The organism is Anaerofustis sp. NSJ-163 (assembly GCF_024135845.1).
Taxonomy (GTDB): Bacteria; Bacillota; Clostridia; order Eubacteriales; family Anaerofustaceae; genus Anaerofustis; species Anaerofustis butyriciformans.
In genome coordinates this window covers 349,571-365,013 of the sequence record NZ_JAMYJV010000001.1, presented here as the reverse complement: position 1 = coordinate 365,013, position 15,443 = coordinate 349,571, and the positions used below count along the sequence as shown (strand labels likewise).

The following is a 15,443-nucleotide window of genomic DNA, read 5'->3' as shown; positions in this document are numbered from 1 at the left end:
AAGAAAAAATAAAAATATTATTTTATTTTGTTAAATCATCTAAACTTTTAAAGGTATATCCTTCCTTTTTAAGTGTTGTAATTAAATCCTTTAAAACTAAGCTGTTTGTTTTTGATGTTGAATGTAAAAGCATTACACATCCGTTATGCATTCTAGGCATTATTTTTTCAAATACACTGCTAAAACTTTTTTGTTCGTTATTGTTCCAGTCAACATATGCAAGTGACCAAAAAATTGTTTTATATCCCATGCTGTTTGCAATAGAAAGAGTATGCTCGTTGAACGTTCCTTCCGGAGGCCTTAAATATTTTTTTAATTCTTTACCTGTTGTTTTTTTGTATAAATCTTCCAAATCTGTAAGTTGTTTTTTGAATTCTTCGTCACTTACATATCTTAAATCTTTGTGTGAATATGTATGATTTCCTACTATATGACCTTCATTAATCATTCTTTTTACCAAATCGGGATTTTTTTCTATGTAATTACCTACCAGAAAAAAGGCGGCAGGGACTTTTTCTTCTTTTAAGGTGTCGAGTATTTTAGATGTATATCCATTTTCATAACCTGCATCAAATGTAAGATAAATAACTTTTTGATTTTCATCTCCCACATAGTACGCATTATATTTTTTTAATGTTTCCTTATCTGCATTTCCTACAGGTTGTTTATTTTCTTTATAATTTCCAAGTCCCCACTGAGTTTTATCAATACCGGCATTGATATTATGTAAAAAAAGGATAAATATTGTAGTTAAAAAAATAATGAATATTAAAATAGAAAAAAACATTTTTATTTTTTTACCGTTTAAATTAATCATAAAAAGCCTCCTAATAAATTATATTTAGAAAGTTAATTTTTATGATTAATTATAGTATTTGTTTATAAAAAGAAAAAAACACCTTGCGGTGCTTTTTTCCCTAAAACAAAACAATATCAATTTCAAAGGGTAAAAATATATTATATAAAATTTGGAAACATTAATTTTATATTTCTATATTTTACATTGCCATTATAAATAATATATATTAAATTAAAATGATAAAAAAATTAATAAATAATAAATTTTATTTTTATTATTGCCTTTTTATAAGATTTTATTCAAAAAATTTTTAAAATAAGGATATATAAAGTTTATTAAAGGTTTTGTTGGTGCTTAAAATTGACATTGATTTTATATAGTGATATAATTTTTTAGTTAATGAATATTAGCGTGCTTATGCACATTTTATAAAATAAAAAAAGTTAGAAGGATGAATTAATGAAGAAAGAAAATATAAGAAATATTGCAATCATTGCCCATGTAGACCACGGTAAAACTACATTAATAGATGCAATGCTTAAACAAAGCGGTACATTCAGAGAAAATGAAGATGTAAATGAAAGAGTAATGGACTCAAATGATCTTGAAAGAGAAAGAGGAATTACTATTTTAGCTAAAAATACATCAGTATACTATGATGATATTAAAATCAACATTGTAGACACACCTGGACATGCTGACTTCGGGGGAGAAGTTGAAAGAAGTCTTTCTCTTGTAAATGGAGTTATTCTTCTTGCTGATGCTTTTGAAGGTTGTATGCCTCAAACAAGATTTGTTCTTAAAAAAGCATTGGAACAAAACTTACCTGTAATAATAGTTATAAACAAAGTAGATAGAGAAAATTCAACACCTGAAAAAATTGCCGATGATGTATTGGAATTATTTATAGATCTTGAAGCTGATGAAAGCTATCTTGATTCAAAAGTTCTTTTTGCTTCTGCAAAACAAGGCTGGGCAAGTGAAACACCTGTAAAAAAAGATGATAACCTTGAAGTATTATTTAAGGCTATAAAAGAAAATATTCCTTGTCCTACAGGAGATGAAGAAAAGCCTTTCCAATTCCTTGTATCAAACATTGAATATGATGAATACACAGGAAGACTTGCAATCGGTAAAATTGAAAGAGGTCATGTTCAAGCAAATGACATGGTAAGTATTGCAAGAAAAGAAGGAAATGTTACAAAAGGTAAAATTTCTCAACTTTATACTTATGAAGGACTTAAAAAAGTTCCTTGTCAAAAGGCAAGCGCCGGAGAAATCGTATGTATAGCAGGTATTGCAGATATTAACATAGGAGAAACAATCGGAGCTGTTGACAATGTAGAGGCTGTTCCTTTTGTTGAAATAGATAAACCTGTACTTTCAATGAACTTTTCCGTAAACACTTCACCACTAGCCGGAATGGACGGAAAATATGTAACAAGCAGACATCTTAGAAACAGATTATTCAGAGAACTTCTATCAAATATTTCTCTAGAAGTAAAACCTACTGACAGTGCAGATACTTACAAAGTATCAGGAAGAGGAGAACTTCATCTTTCAATTCTTATAGAAAATATGAGAAGAGAAGGTTATGAATTTATGGTATCAAAACCAACTGTTATAACAAAAGAAATAGACGGCGAATTATTAGAACCTTTTGAAAGACTTGTTGTTGATGTTGATGATGAATATACAGGAACAGTTATAGAAAGCTGTGCAACAAGAAAAGGTGAACTTTTAAATATGGATAAATCAAGTGATAAATATACAAGACTTGAATTTATGATTCCTTCAAGAGGACTAATCGGATACAGAAGTGAACTTATGACAGCTACAAAGGGTACTGCTGTTGTAAATTCAAACTTTGAAAAATATATGCCATACAAAGGAGATCTTGAAGGCAGAAGCAGAGGTTCTTTAATTGCTAGTGAACCTGGAGAAAGTATTACTTACGGTTTATACAATGCACAAGAAAGAGGTACATTGTTTATCGGACCAAATACTACTGTTTATGAAGGAATGGTTGTAGGGGAAAACTCAAGACCTGACGATATGACTGTAAATGTATGTAAGAGAAAACAAGTTACAAATATGCGTGCTGCGGGAAGTGATGAAGCATTAAGACTTACACCTCACAGACAATTAAGTTTGGAACAATATCTTGAATTTATAAATGACGATGAACTTTTGGAAGTAACACCAAATCATCTAAGAGTAAGAAAAGAAATTCTTGATAAACAACTTAGAATTAAAGCTGAAAATAAAAAAAGACAACAACAAAAAATGGGTAACTAAAAAGAGCCATAAAGGCTCTTTTTTTATAAAATAATTTTTTAATTTTTTAAAATATTTTAAAGAATTATATAAAATAATGTGATATAATTCTTTTTGATTTTGTTATTTTTAGAGGTAGTATGAATATAATAATAGGCAATATAATTTCTTTTATAGCAGCACTTTTTATGATATTAAGCTGTATTGTAAATAACAGAAGCAGGGTTTTTATGTTTCAGTTTATAAATGCTTTATTGCTTGCGGTAGCATCTATATTTTTTGTTTCCTATGCAGGCGTAGCATCTCTTATTTTATCTGCAATAAGAAATCTAATTGTTTCAAAAGATAGATTTACAAAAAATATAATGATTGTTTTTATGATACTGTCTTTTGTTATTGGTATTATTGTAAATAATAGGGGATTAATAGGTTTTCTTCCGATTCTTGCAACACTGCAATATACATTTTGCAGTTATTACATTAAAGATGTACAGGGAACAAGGTACAGTATTTGGATTAACTTATTTATGTGGGTTATATATTCCTTTAGTATTTTAGATTTTTCTACGGGAATATCCGATTTTACAACTCTTGTAATTAATACAGTATCAATTTTTAAATATAAAAAAGAAAATAAAGAAATACAGGTAAATTAAAATATTACAAAATACAAAATTGAGAGGGAATAAATGAACATAATAATAGGAAATGTAATATCTTTAATTGCTACTTGTTTTATGATAAGCAGTAGTTTAGTTGATAAAAGAAAAACACTTTTTATTCTTCAAACAATAAATGCTCTTTTACTTATTATTTCATCTTTATTTTTGGGAGCATATTCAGGAATAATTGCATTAATTGCAACAGCAGTAAGAAATTATGCTATATCCATAGATAAATACTCTAAAAAATTAATGATAATTTGTACTGTTTCTACCATTGTTTTTGGGTTAATATCAAATAACAGAGGTATTATAGGATTTCTGCCAATAATAGCAACATGTGAATATTCAATATGCAGTTTTTACTTTAAAGGCATAAGGGAAACAAAAATGAGTTTATGTATAAATTTATTTTTATGGGTTATGTATTCAATAAGCATTTTAGATATTTCTACTGCTCTTACGGATTTTACTACATTTGTTATAACATCAATTTATTTAATAAAGAATTCTAAGAAGAAAAATAATATATTACCAAATGAAGATACTCTTTAGGGGTATCTTTTATTATTTGTAAATAAATCGTTTATATGGTAATATATTTAAAAATTAAATTTATTGGTGAAAAGTATGGACGAAAATAAAAACAGAGAAGAAGCAAAGACTTTTGATGATTATTTGATGACTTATTTAACTGATGATAAGAATATTTTAGATGAAAAAGACAGTGTCGAAAAAGATAAAATGCTTCTTGAGAAAGAAAATTACGATATAAGTATTCAAAAAAAATATTTTGAACAGTTAGAGGATGAAAAGAAAAAGGAAAACAACCTTTACGAAGATGATAATAAGTCTTTTATAGAAGAAAATAACGAAGATAAAGAAATTCAAAATAACATTTATCAAAAAGATAATAAAAATTCAAATGCAGATTTCCTTCCAGATTTAGCAATGATTCTTTCACTTGCTTTGGTTGTGGGAATGGTTATGATAAAAGGCATTGGAGTTTTTCATGGACTTGAAAGCCTGCTTTTCTTAATGCTTTGGGCAAGTGTACTGGTTTATGTTTCAATTATCATTCACGAAGGCGGACATTTTGTTTTTGGACTACTATCGGGGTATAAGTTTGCTTCTTTTAGAATAGCAAATATGATGTTTATAAAAAGCGGAAAAAGGCTTACATATAAAAAATATCATATACCGGGAACAGGCGGACAATGTTTAATGATTCCTCCTGATATAAAAAGTGATGATTATGATTTCCCTTATGTTTTATATAGCTTTGGGGGTGTGATTTTCAATTTATTATTTGGAATAATTTGTTTTTTATTATATATTTTTCTTCCTTATATTATAGTTCTTTCGGAAGGTTTTATAGTTGCAAGTGCATTAAGTTTATATTTTGCAATGTTAAACGGAATTCCAAGACGTGTTGGAGGGATAGCCAATGATGGTGCAAATGCACTTTATCTTGATGAAGATTTGAATACAAAAAAGGCGTTTTATGCTCAGCTTAAAATTAACGGTCTTCTTACAAAAGGCATAAGATATAAGGATATGGATGAAAGGCTTTTTGAAGTAGACGAAAAAGCAAATTGTAAAAATCCTTTGGTTAGCGCAATGTTTAATTTTAGAGTATGTTATCTAATTGATAAAAGAGAATTTGATAAAGCAAGAGAGCTTATAGAATATTCATTAAATAACGTTGATGATATGTTAAGCGTTCATAAAAGTGAAATAAAAAGCGAGTTATTCTTTTTGGAACTTATTGGTGATTGTAGGGATGAAGAAATTACGCAGATATACGATGAAGATTTAAAAAGATATATAGCTGTAACACAGAATTATTATATTTCAAGAAGAAGACAGCTTTATGCATACGAACTTTTATATAATAAAGATGAAGAAAAAGCAAGAGAACAACTTGATGCATTTAAAGTTATTGGAAAGAATTATCCTTATGAAGTAGAAATTGATGGAGAGATAGAACTTTTACATCTTGTTCATGATAAAGCTTTGGAAAGAGGAATAATAGAAGAAGATAATAAGGAAGAATAAAAAAGAAACCATAATGGTTTCTTTTTTTTATCTACGTCTTCTTACGCCATACATATATCCACCTTCCATTGTTACAATATCGTTTATTGTAATTACACAGTCGGGAACGTTTTGATATGCAATATTCATAGCTTCTTCAACTCTTTTTCTGTTTACATGAAGTTTTAAAATATATCTTGTATGATTAAAACCTTCACCTTTCATTATTGTTACGCCGAATTTATTATCTCTAAGTGTTTTTGCAAGGTCTTCACCTGTAACACCTCTTACGTTTATTTCCATGCTTACATATCCAAGAGCGATTTTCTTTTCAATTACTATTCCAACATAAATACCCACTGCATATCCTAAAGCATAGAATAGAGCTTTCCATAAATCTTCTTGAAGTGTAGATAAAACACTTGATGCAACAAATATCCATAGAATGATAACAACAAAACCAACCAGACTGCCAAGTTCTTTTTGACCTTTATTTATTAAAACGATTCTTATTGTGTCAAGAGATATTTCAAGAACTTTAAGGCAGAAAATCGTCATATAAACGATTGGACCTGACTGCGTTAAAAAATTAATTAAAAAATCCATTTTTCACCTCTAAGATATATTCTTACTTGTAGTATACTATTTTATGTAACAAAGTAAAGAAAAATAATTTGTTTTTAATATTGATTTATTTTATAATGTTAAGGAATTATTAAAGGAGAGTGAATAGTATGATAGGAATAATTGCTTCAATGGAAGAAGAACTTAATTACATAAAAGAAAGTATGGGAGACGTTAAAATAAAAAATATTAATAATACGGATTATGTTATTGGAAATTTACATGGTAAAGACGTTGTAGTTGTAAGATGTTTTACAGGTAAGGTATACATGGCTTTAACAGCACAAAAACTTATCGATAACTTTGATTTGGATTTGATTATTAACTGCGGAGTTGCAGGAGGATTGAAAGGCGGAATGCATATAGGAGATGTTGTCCTTGCAACAAATGCTATCCAGTCTGATATGGATGTAAGGGGGCTTGGTTATGAAATTGGACAAGTACCTGACATTGAAATAAAAGATTTTAAACAATATGAAAAAATAAACGAAACAGCGAAAGAATTTGTTCAAAATTATGATTTTAAAGTTTACTTTGGAAACATAATGACTGCCGATAAATTTGTTTCTTCAAAGGAAGATAAAGAATATTTAATTGAAAAATTTGATGGATATTGTACAGATATGGAAACAGCTTCTCTTGGTGAAGTTTGTTATGTAAACAAAATAAACTTTGCAGGGATTAGAGGAATAAGTGACAGTGCGGACGAAGGTGCAAATACTGATTTTAGAGATAACTTGAAAAAAGCAAGTGATAACTGCGCAATTCTTCTTTGCGATATAATAAAAGCAATGTAGTATGACAGGTAGATTATGGATGTAGTAACAAATATATCTAAAACAAAAAGAGAATATAACGTAACATTAAATGATGAAATAATTTTAAGGCTTGACAAAAAAGTAATAGACAAATTAGCTGTTATGGATGAAGTGGAGATGGAAGAGCTTGTAAAAGAAAGCTATGATTATTTATATGAAAGCGGACTTAACTTAAGTCTTAATTATCTTTCTTATGCCATAAGATGTGAAATGGAGATTATTACTTATTTAGAAAAAAAACATTTTCCTGAAATTGTCATTAATGATATTTTAAACAGGTTACTTGAGCTTAAATATGTAAATGACTATGATTATTCTCAAAGTTTCATAAGAACAAAAGTATCATCACTTACGGGTAGAAACAAAATAAAAAATGACCTTATAAATAAAGGAATAAAACCTGATATTGTATATTCTTCCTTAAATGAGTATTTTAGCGAAGAGGAAGAAAGAGAAAATTTAATTGAATTTATTACAAAACAAAATAACAAACACAAAGAGCTTTTCTTAAGAGAAAAGAAAGATAAGATAATAAATTCTGCTATAAGAAAAGGATATGATTATAAACTTGTAAATTCTCTTATTGATGAATATATTTCTGAAGAAGATTCCTTAGTAGAAAATGAAAAAATAAAAGAAAAAATAAGAAAAAGATTTTATAAATATTTAAACAAAGGTGAAGATATAAAATCCGTTAAATATAAAGTATATTCATTTTTTTATAATAAAGGGTACAGTGAAGAGATTTTAAACAGTGTATATGAAGAAATTGAAAGTCAAATAGAAGAATAAAAAAAGTGCTTTAAAAGCACTTTTTTTAATTATTACAATTTAAAATAGGTTTGAAATATGCTTGTTCATGAGCACAAATAGGGCAGACTTTAGGAGAAGTTTTTCCTTGATATCTATGTCCGCATTTTAGGCAAACCCATGTTGTATCATCTTCTCTTGTAAAGAATCCATTTTCAACTTCGTTTTTAAGCTTTTCAAATCTTTCATGGTGAAATTTTTCAACGTTTGCTATAAGTTCATAGTAAGCAGCTACATCATTAAAGCCTTCTTCTTTTGCTGTTTTTGCAAAAGAAGGATAAATTGCCGTTGCTTCTTCGTGTTCGCCTTTTGCTGCAAACTGTAAATTTTCAAGAGTTGTTCCAAGAAATGCCGGATAGTCGCTTTCGCTTATTCTTATTTTTGCTCCCGGTAGTTCTTTATTTATTAGCATCATAAATCTTTTTGCGTGATATAGTTCATTCATGGCAGTTTCGTTAAATATATCTTCTATATATTTATATCCGTCATCTTTTGCTCTTTTGGCATAATATGAATATCTTTGGTAAACGCCGCTTTCACCTATAAAAGAACTCATTAAGTTTTTAACTGTTTTAGAATTTTTAAATTCCATTTCAACCTCCTTTTGTTTTATTTTTTCTTAAAAATAGTTTTAATATTCAAATAAAAATAATATGTAAATTATTGTTTAAAATTTTATTGTCTTAATTTAAAAACTTTGATTATAAAAATATTTAAGAAAATTTTAATAAAATTGACAAGTTTTTTATAAGAAATAATTTTTATAATATCCGTGTAAAGAGGTGATATTATGAGAATTTTTGAAAAAAATTATAAAGTTTATTTAATGTTTTCAAGATCAAATACTTTGCTTTCAAAGGCAATATATCAAAGGACAAAAGAGCCTTATACACATGTTGCGATTTCGACTGATGAAAACTTTAGGGAATTTTATTCTTTTGGGAGAAGATATACAAATTTTATGCTTCCCGCAGGATTTGCAAAGGAATCACCTTTTGATGGTTTATATAAAAGAAATCAAGATATAAAAATAAAAATTGTATCAATTAATATAAATAAACATCAATTTGACAAAATTAATAATACTATTGAAATGATGTATAAAAACAGATTTAAATATAAATATGATATTTTAGGATTAATGTTTTGTAACAAAAATATTACTTTAAACAGACAAAATTATAAATTTTGTTCTCAATTTGTAAGTGAAATTTTAAACATGAATGAAATTATAGATTTTGAAAAAGGTAGTAAGCATATCAGACCAAGTGAAATTGCATTTAGAGATGAGTTTGAAACGGTTTTTGAAGGAAGTGTTTACGAACTCAACAATTTATATAATACACAAAGGGTTTGGAATTATTCTTTTGAAGATAATCTAAATTTGGTATACAACTATGAATAAAAAGAAAATAGCTTTAATTTCTATAATTTCAATTGCGGTTTTGGTTTTGCTTGGTATTTTTTTTACGTTAGATATAAATAAGATTTTAGAATACGCTAAGTCAATGCCTCATGGAATAAAAGAATTGTTTATGATTTTAATTGTAACTCTTCAAATATTCATTGCTTTTATTCCGGGAGAACCTATTGAACTTGCGGCAGGATATATGTTTGGCTCCCTATGGGGAACTATAATATGCTTGATTGGCTCGTTTTTAGGGACAATAGTTGTATATTATCTTGTTAAAACTTTTGGAAGTAAAGTAATAAACCTTATGTTTAAAAAAGAACAAATAAAAAAGGTTGAAGGACTTTTCGAAAAAAAGAAAAATTTAATGTGGATTTTCATTTTATTTTTAATTCCGGGAACACCAAAGGACGTTATGACCTACCTTGTTTCTTTAACCAATATTAAACTTTACAGATGGCTTATTGTTACTACTATCGGAAGAATTCCAAGTATTATAACATCTACTTTTATAACAGGTTCTATTAGAGAGCAAAATTATTTAATGGCGATTATTGTAGGTGTTATTACCGTTTTTTTAGTAGTTTTTGGATTTTTTTATTATAAAAAATTAAATAATACTTCAAAAAGTTGATTATGTTGTATAAAATATAATTATAAAAAACAAAAGGGGAAGAGAAATGGAACATAATATTTTAATTGTTGAAGATGAAAAAGGTATAAGAGACGCCATAATAATATATTTGAAAAATCAAGGGTATAATGTATTTGAAGCAGAAAACGGAAAAGAAGGACTTGAAATAATACAAAATAATGACATCCATTTAGCAATAGTAGATATAATGATGCCTGTTATGGATGGTATTACCATGGTTATGAAAGTAAGAGAAAAATATGATTTCCCTGTAATATTCTTAAGTGCAAAATCTGAAGATATTGATAAAATTACAGGATTAAACATAGGTGCCGATGATTATGTTACAAAACCATTTGCTTCAATGGAATTAATTGCAAGAGTAAATTCGCAAATTAGAAGATATGAACAAATTTTAAATTTAAAAAATAATGCTCCAAAAGAAGAAGAAAGCAATAAATATATTGTCGGTGGACTTGAACTTGACGACTACACAAAAGAGGTTTTTGCTAACGGTAAAAAGGTCAAATTAACTGTTAAAGAATATGAAATATTAAAACTTCTTATAAAAAATCCAGGAAGAGTTTATTCTGCAGAACAGATATATGAACTTGTATGGAATGAAAAAGCAATCAGTACTGAAACCATAATGGTACATATTAGAAGACTTAGAGAAAAAATAGAAGTTAATCCTAAAAAACCACAATACATTAAAGTAGTTTGGGGTGTAGGATATAAAATCGAAAAATTATAATTATGGGTGATATTTAATGAAAAAAAAATATATTTTTATATCGTTGTTAACGGTATTGATTGTTTTTTTAAGTAGTATAGCCATTGGATTATATGATAATGTTGAAGGAAAAATAACAGATAAATCTTATGTAATCAATTCATATTTAGTAGAGGATATGAAATATTTTACTTTGGCTAAAACAATGGAATTAGATCCTGATTTTAAGATTTTTTCTTTTGGTAAAGATGTTCCTGAAAATGTGCAAAACAGCATATATGAACGTTTTGAAGATAATATGACAAGCAGTGTTTCACTACTTGAAAATGACAGTAATTTTATATATTACGTAAAAAACAAAGAAAATGGTAATTATGTAAAAAGTGATATTGATGCCAGTAAAGAAAATGATAATATTTATTATGTGTCATTTTCATATGACAGTAAAGGTAATTTGAAAAGCGATACAAATTATTCTGCTTCATATTTTTCAAAGTATCCTGCTTATAATTATATTTCTTCAATGTATGGAGATTCTGCTTTTGTTGTTGAAGATGGAGTTGAATATTACTATATTGATGGATACACAATACCGTATGATCAAATTAAAATGAATATTCCTAAGAATATGAGTTTTACATATGCAATTCCAAAGGTTCTTTCTGATAATGGAGGAGCAATATCCTATTATATTAATTCATGGGAAAATTATAATCCATTTACCGGAGTATGTCTTCTTATAGGAAGTGCTATAATAGCAATATTTATTTTATTTGCTCCTACAAATATAGTAAAAGAGGTTAAACCTTTTAAAACATTTATAAGTTTTAAAGGAGAGGTAAATTTATTTTTAATTTCATTTATTATTACTATGTGCTGTATGGCTTGTTTTGTTTGTGCTGGATATTCAATTAACGGAATGTTTTTAAGCCTTATGAATAAAATAGGACTTAGATATCCTAATTTTATGGTTCTGGTTTCAAATATTCTTGTATGGGTAGTTACATTTTTATCTATTGCAATAGGATGTTTCGATATAAAATATATATTTGTTGAAGGTATATGGAGATTTATAAAAGAAGATACTTTGATTTCTCTTCTTGTTAGAAAAGTTAAAGAGGTATTAAACAATTTAATAAGTATTGATTTAAAGTATCCTGTAAATAAAAAGTTAATGAAATTTTTATTTATGAATATGCTAATAATAATTTTCTTAACTTTCTTATGGGGATTTGGTTCTATACTTGCAATAATTTATTCTGTTTTCTTATTCTTCATGCTTAAAAAGAAGACAGATGAGATTCATAATAATTATAATACTCTTTTAAGTTCAACTCATGAACTTGCAAAAGGCAATTTTAATGACGAAATGAATGAAGATATGGGAGTATTTAATTCATTAAGAGATGAATTTAAAAATATTGAAGAGGGTTTTAAAGAAGCTGTTAAAGAAGAAACAAAATCCCAGAACATGAAAACAGAACTTATAAGTAATGTAAGTCATGATTTAAAAACACCTTTAACGGGAATTAAAAATTATGTTGAACTTATGGGGCAGGAGGGTATTCCAAATGAACAAAAAGAAGAATATCTTAAAATGCTAAACCAATATATCGACAGATTAAGCAATTTAATAGAAGATTTATTTGAAGTAAGTAAAGTAAACAGCGGAGATATAAAGCTTGATTTAATGGAACTTAACATAGTATCTTTAATAGAGCAGACAAAGAGTGAGTGTAGTGATTTATTTGAAAGCAGAAATCTCGATGTAATAATGAATACTTATGATATGAATATAAATCTTTTGCTTGATGGTAACAAAACTTACAGGGTGTTTGAGAATTTATTTAATAATATATCAAAATACGCCATGGAAGGAACAAGGGTATATATTGATATAACTGAAGAAGATGACAAGGTTATAATTTCTCTTAAGAATATTTCTGCAGCCCAAATGAATTTTACAAGTGATGAAATTGTAGAGAGATTTGTTAGAGGTGATAAATCAAGACATGAAAGTGGAAGCGGGCTTGGGCTTGCAATAGTAAAAAGCTTTGTTGAAGCTCAAGGCGGAAGTTTTTCAATAGATATTGACGGAGATTTATTTAAAGCTGTGGTTATTTTTAATAAATAATTAAAGGATGAATGTTTAGACATTCATCTTTTTTTATTATGTAAAAAGTTTGTATAAACAAAAATAAATATATATATCTATGTTATAATATATAAGCTAAAATTCGTTTAAACTATTTCTCATAATATTTTTCTAAAGGAGTTTAAATTGAAAAACAAAAAATTGGAGTTATTTTTGGCTTTTGCAAATGTAGGAGCCTTTACTTTTGGGGGAGGATATGCAATGATTCCTCTTTTACAAAAGGAAGTAGTTGAAAATAAAAAATGGATTAGTGAAAAAGAAATGCTTGATATAACGGCAATTTCACAAAGCACACCGGGACCTCTTGCAATAAATTGTGCCACTTTTGTTGGTTATAAAATAGAGGGAGTGATTGGCTCCGTAGTTGCCACTTTGGGTGTTGTGTTACCGTCTTTTTTTGTTATTATTGTAGTTTCTGTTTTGTTTAACATGTTCAGAGACAATGTTATAGTAAACAATATTTTCTCAGGTATACAAGCCGGGGTTATAGTTCTTATTTTGGAAGCCGCTTTAAAGCTTTCAAAGCAGATAAAAAACAATTGGTTTAATCTTACGTTATTGATAGTTTCGTTTTTAATAACCGCTTTTACTGGGATAAACGTAATTTATGTACTTATTGCATGTGCTTTGCTTGGTGTGTTGGTTCATGGATTAAACCTTGTAAAAGGAGGCATTGAATAAAATGATAATGCAGCTTTTTACGGTGTTTTTTAAAATAGGTTTGTTTACTTTTGGAGGGGGGTATGCGATGATTCCTCTTATAAAAGCAGAAGTTATATCTCATAATTGGGCAACCGTTTCAGATATAATTGATTTTATAGGAATAAGCGAGTCTACTCCCGGTCCTTTTGCTATAAACATTGCAACATTTATAGGTTTTAACAAAGAAGGAATTTTAGGAGCAGCTGCCGCAACACTTGGAGTTGTTCTGCCATCTCTAATAATAATACTTATAATAAGTAAATTTTTCTTTGATTTTCAAGATAATAAATATGTAAAAGCAGTTCTTGCAGGACTTAGACCTGCAGTTGTTGGGACAATTGCTTCTTCTGCTTTTACCATATTTGCATCAATATTTATTACAAACGGAAAAGTTACAAATTACATTGGAATAATAATTTTAATAATAATTTTAATGTTAAAATTTAAATTCAAGAAAATGCATCCTATTATGCTTATTATATTGTCGGGTGTTATGGGGTATTTGTTTTACGGACCTCTTCATTTTCTTTTTCCATTTTAAAAAGCCATAACTTTTGTTATGGATTTTTTTATTATATAAAAAGCAAAAAATATACTTACTTATTTTAAACTGGTTATATATATTTTTATTAATTTTATTATTAACATTATTGTAATTATTATAATAAGTATTACTATAATGTCTTCATAAATATGAGACAAGTCAAAACCTTTTAAAAGTTCATCAGTAATAATTTTAATATATTCTTCCATTTTATGCCTTTTAATACAATTTATTTATTATACATTAACATTTATAAGTTAAAATGCAGTGAAAAAAAAATTAAAATTTATATTAAATATGTATTTTAAAGTTTACTTTGATGCTTAATTAATTATATAATAAAACAGTAAAGGAGGTATGAAATGAGAATAATAGTTGTTGCGGGAATGTTGGCGGCAGGAAAGAGTGTTGCTCTAAGATTTTTTCAAGATAGAGCATTTTATTGTGTAGATAATCTTCCTCCGAAACTTATAGATACATTTATAGAGCTACTGGATAAAAGCGAGCCTAAAATAGAAAATATAGCTATTGTACTTGATGTAAGAGGAAGTGCTTTTTTCGATGATATAGGTCTTATTTTAGATAATTTAAAAGAAGAAAGAAATGCGGAAATTTTATTTATTGATGCTGATGATGATGTACTTATTTCAAGATATAAAAAGAACAGAAGAAAACATTTGATTTCCGGAAATGACAGAATAGAAGTTGCCATAAAAAAAGAAAGGAAATCAATGGAAGAGGTTAGAAGAAGGGCTGACCTTATAATTGATACTTCAAAGCTTAAAGAAAGAGATTTTGAAAAGATTCTTCATGATTGTTACAGCAGGTTTGATGATATTCCGTCTATTTTTACCATTAATGTTAGTTCCTTTGGGTTTAAATATGGAATACTTCATGATGCAGATATAGTTTTTGACGTAAGATTTCTTCCAAATCCTTTTTACGAAAAGGATTTGAAGCCTTTAACGGGGAAAAACAAAGAAGTTTCCGATTATGTTTTTGGATTTGATCAGACCAAAGAATTCATGAACAAATTATATGACATTATTTCTTTTACCATTCCTTATTACATAAAGGAAGGTAAGGCTCAACTTGTTATTGGAATAGGATGTACGGGAGGACGACACCGTTCTGTTGCCATTGCAAGTGAGTTAGCTAGAAGATTATCCGAAGATAATTACATGGTGACAGAAGAGCATAGAGACATAAGTAAGGATAATTACCAATATTAATATTT

17 protein-coding genes are annotated in these 15,443 nt (G+C 27.6%); 13 read left to right on the top strand and 4 right to left on the bottom strand.

Features of this window, described 5'->3' with window-relative positions; translation table 11 throughout:
* Nucleotides 1-22 precede the first annotated feature (22 nt).
* Nucleotides 23-817 carry a delta-lactam-biosynthetic de-N-acetylase gene (pdaA, locus tag M6G78_RS01715; protein ID WP_253229439.1) on the bottom strand — a complete coding sequence of 265 codons (795 nt, stop codon included), beginning with the start codon at nucleotides 815-817 and terminating at the stop codon, nucleotides 23-25.
* A 441-nt stretch (nucleotides 818-1,258) separates the two neighbouring features.
* On the opposite strand from pdaA, the gene typA reads away from it, so the two are divergent.
* From typA to M6G78_RS01695, 4 genes are all read left to right on the top strand, one after another.
* Nucleotides 1,259-3,097, top strand: coding sequence for a translational GTPase TypA (gene typA / locus M6G78_RS01710; RefSeq protein WP_253229438.1), 1,839 nt, complete (start codon nucleotides 1,259-1,261; stop codon nucleotides 3,095-3,097).
* A gap of 119 nt (nucleotides 3,098-3,216) precedes the next feature.
* Nucleotides 3,217-3,732: a YgjV family protein gene (locus tag M6G78_RS01705; RefSeq protein WP_253229437.1), complete on the top strand. Its 516-nt coding sequence runs from the start codon at nucleotides 3,217-3,219 to the stop codon at nucleotides 3,730-3,732.
* Between the two features lie 33 nt (nucleotides 3,733-3,765).
* Entirely contained in the window at nucleotides 3,766-4,293 is a 528-nt protein-coding gene (locus M6G78_RS01700; protein WP_253229436.1) for a YgjV family protein, read from the top strand.
* 75 nt (nucleotides 4,294-4,368) lie between these two features.
* Entirely contained in the window at nucleotides 4,369-5,796 is a 1,428-nt protein-coding gene (locus M6G78_RS01695; RefSeq protein ID WP_253229435.1) for a M50 family metallopeptidase, read from the top strand.
* Nucleotides 5,797-5,823: 27 nt separating this feature from the next.
* Here the strand turns inward: M6G78_RS01695 and M6G78_RS01690 are convergent, their stop codons facing one another.
* Complete coding sequence (locus tag M6G78_RS01690; protein WP_138269295.1) at nucleotides 5,824-6,381, bottom strand: DUF2179 domain-containing protein; 558 nt, start codon at nucleotides 6,379-6,381, stop codon at nucleotides 5,824-5,826.
* Between the two features lie 128 nt (nucleotides 6,382-6,509).
* On the opposite strand from M6G78_RS01690, the gene M6G78_RS01685 reads away from it, so the two are divergent.
* Together M6G78_RS01685 and M6G78_RS01680 are read left to right on the top strand one after the other, a co-directional pair.
* Complete coding sequence (locus M6G78_RS01685; protein WP_253229434.1) at nucleotides 6,510-7,196, top strand: 5'-methylthioadenosine/adenosylhomocysteine nucleosidase; 687 nt, start codon at nucleotides 6,510-6,512, stop codon at nucleotides 7,194-7,196.
* A gap of 15 nt (nucleotides 7,197-7,211) precedes the next feature.
* Nucleotides 7,212-8,009, top strand: a complete 798-nt coding sequence (locus M6G78_RS01680; RefSeq protein ID WP_138269297.1) for a RecX family transcriptional regulator — start codon at nucleotides 7,212-7,214, stop codon at nucleotides 8,007-8,009.
* Between the two features lie 25 nt (nucleotides 8,010-8,034).
* On the opposite strand, the gene rbr is transcribed toward M6G78_RS01680, so the two are convergent.
* Nucleotides 8,035-8,619: a rubrerythrin gene (rbr, locus tag M6G78_RS01675; RefSeq protein ID WP_253229433.1), complete on the bottom strand. Its 585-nt coding sequence runs from the start codon at nucleotides 8,617-8,619 to the stop codon at nucleotides 8,035-8,037.
* 198 nt (nucleotides 8,620-8,817) lie between these two features.
* Here rbr and M6G78_RS01670 point away from each other — a divergent pair, with 198 nt between their 5' ends.
* The 6 genes from M6G78_RS01670 (at nucleotide 8,818) to M6G78_RS01645 (ending at nucleotide 14,203) form a co-directional block, all read left to right on the top strand.
* Entirely contained in the window at nucleotides 8,818-9,432 is a 615-nt protein-coding gene (locus M6G78_RS01670; RefSeq protein ID WP_138269299.1) for a hypothetical protein, read from the top strand.
* Nucleotides 9,425-10,072, top strand: coding sequence for a TVP38/TMEM64 family protein (locus tag M6G78_RS01665; RefSeq protein ID WP_253229432.1), 648 nt, complete (start codon nucleotides 9,425-9,427; stop codon nucleotides 10,070-10,072). Before M6G78_RS01670 ends, M6G78_RS01665 begins: the two co-directional genes overlap by 8 nt.
* A 46-nt stretch (nucleotides 10,073-10,118) precedes the next feature.
* Nucleotides 10,119-10,826 (top strand): response regulator transcription factor, encoded by a 708-nt coding sequence (locus tag M6G78_RS01660; protein WP_138269301.1) that lies wholly within the window; start codon nucleotides 10,119-10,121, stop codon nucleotides 10,824-10,826.
* Between the two features lie 16 nt (nucleotides 10,827-10,842).
* On the top strand, nucleotides 10,843-12,939 hold the full coding sequence (locus M6G78_RS01655; RefSeq protein ID WP_253229431.1) for a sensor histidine kinase KdpD: 2,097 nt from the start codon (nucleotides 10,843-10,845) through the stop codon (nucleotides 12,937-12,939).
* 147 nt (nucleotides 12,940-13,086) lie between these two features.
* On the top strand, nucleotides 13,087-13,641 hold the full coding sequence (locus M6G78_RS01650) for a chromate transporter (RefSeq protein WP_253229430.1): 555 nt from the start codon (nucleotides 13,087-13,089) through the stop codon (nucleotides 13,639-13,641).
* A 1-nt stretch (nucleotide 13,642) separates the two neighbouring features.
* Nucleotides 13,643-14,203 (top strand): chromate transporter, encoded by a 561-nt coding sequence (locus tag M6G78_RS01645; RefSeq protein ID WP_253229429.1) that lies wholly within the window; start codon nucleotides 13,643-13,645, stop codon nucleotides 14,201-14,203.
* Nucleotides 14,204-14,262: 59 nt separating this feature from the next.
* Here the strand turns inward: M6G78_RS01645 and M6G78_RS01640 are convergent, their stop codons facing one another.
* Nucleotides 14,263-14,415, bottom strand: a complete 153-nt coding sequence (locus M6G78_RS01640) for a hypothetical protein (RefSeq protein WP_171020640.1) — start codon at nucleotides 14,413-14,415, stop codon at nucleotides 14,263-14,265.
* Nucleotides 14,416-14,568: 153 nt separating this feature from the next.
* Here M6G78_RS01640 and rapZ point away from each other — a divergent pair, with 153 nt between their 5' ends.
* On the top strand, nucleotides 14,569-15,438 hold the full coding sequence (gene rapZ, locus M6G78_RS01635; protein ID WP_138269305.1) for an RNase adapter RapZ: 870 nt from the start codon (nucleotides 14,569-14,571) through the stop codon (nucleotides 15,436-15,438).
* Nucleotides 15,439-15,443 lie beyond the last annotated feature (5 nt).

Coding starts and splice junctions, on each gene's coding strand:
- rbr (WP_253229433.1), bottom strand. CDS start 8,619: ATGGAATTTAAAAATTCTAAAACAGTTAAAAACTTAATGAGTTCTTTT.
- M6G78_RS01665 (WP_253229432.1), top strand. CDS start 9,425: ATGAATAAAAAGAAAATAGCTTTAATTTCTATAATTTCAATTGCGGTT.
- rapZ (WP_138269305.1), top strand. CDS start 14,569: ATGAGAATAATAGTTGTTGCGGGAATGTTGGCGGCAGGAAAGAGTGTT.
- M6G78_RS01705 (WP_253229437.1), top strand. CDS start 3,217: ATGAATATAATAATAGGCAATATAATTTCTTTTATAGCAGCACTTTTT.
- typA (WP_253229438.1), top strand. CDS start 1,259: ATGAAGAAAGAAAATATAAGAAATATTGCAATCATTGCCCATGTAGAC.
- M6G78_RS01670 (WP_138269299.1), top strand. CDS start 8,818: ATGAGAATTTTTGAAAAAAATTATAAAGTTTATTTAATGTTTTCAAGA.
- M6G78_RS01655 (WP_253229431.1), top strand. CDS start 10,843: ATGAAAAAAAAATATATTTTTATATCGTTGTTAACGGTATTGATTGTT.
- M6G78_RS01690 (WP_138269295.1), bottom strand. CDS start 6,381: ATGGATTTTTTAATTAATTTTTTAACGCAGTCAGGTCCAATCGTTTAT.
- M6G78_RS01695 (WP_253229435.1), top strand. CDS start 4,369: ATGGACGAAAATAAAAACAGAGAAGAAGCAAAGACTTTTGATGATTAT.
- M6G78_RS01645 (WP_253229429.1), top strand. CDS start 13,643: ATGATAATGCAGCTTTTTACGGTGTTTTTTAAAATAGGTTTGTTTACT.
- M6G78_RS01680 (WP_138269297.1), top strand. CDS start 7,212: ATGGATGTAGTAACAAATATATCTAAAACAAAAAGAGAATATAACGTA.
- pdaA (WP_253229439.1), bottom strand. CDS start 817: ATGATTAATTTAAACGGTAAAAAAATAAAAATGTTTTTTTCTATTTTA.
- M6G78_RS01660 (WP_138269301.1), top strand. CDS start 10,119: ATGGAACATAATATTTTAATTGTTGAAGATGAAAAAGGTATAAGAGAC.
- M6G78_RS01700 (WP_253229436.1), top strand. CDS start 3,766: ATGAACATAATAATAGGAAATGTAATATCTTTAATTGCTACTTGTTTT.
- M6G78_RS01685 (WP_253229434.1), top strand. CDS start 6,510: ATGATAGGAATAATTGCTTCAATGGAAGAAGAACTTAATTACATAAAA.
- M6G78_RS01640 (WP_171020640.1), bottom strand. CDS start 14,415: ATGGAAGAATATATTAAAATTATTACTGATGAACTTTTAAAAGGTTTT.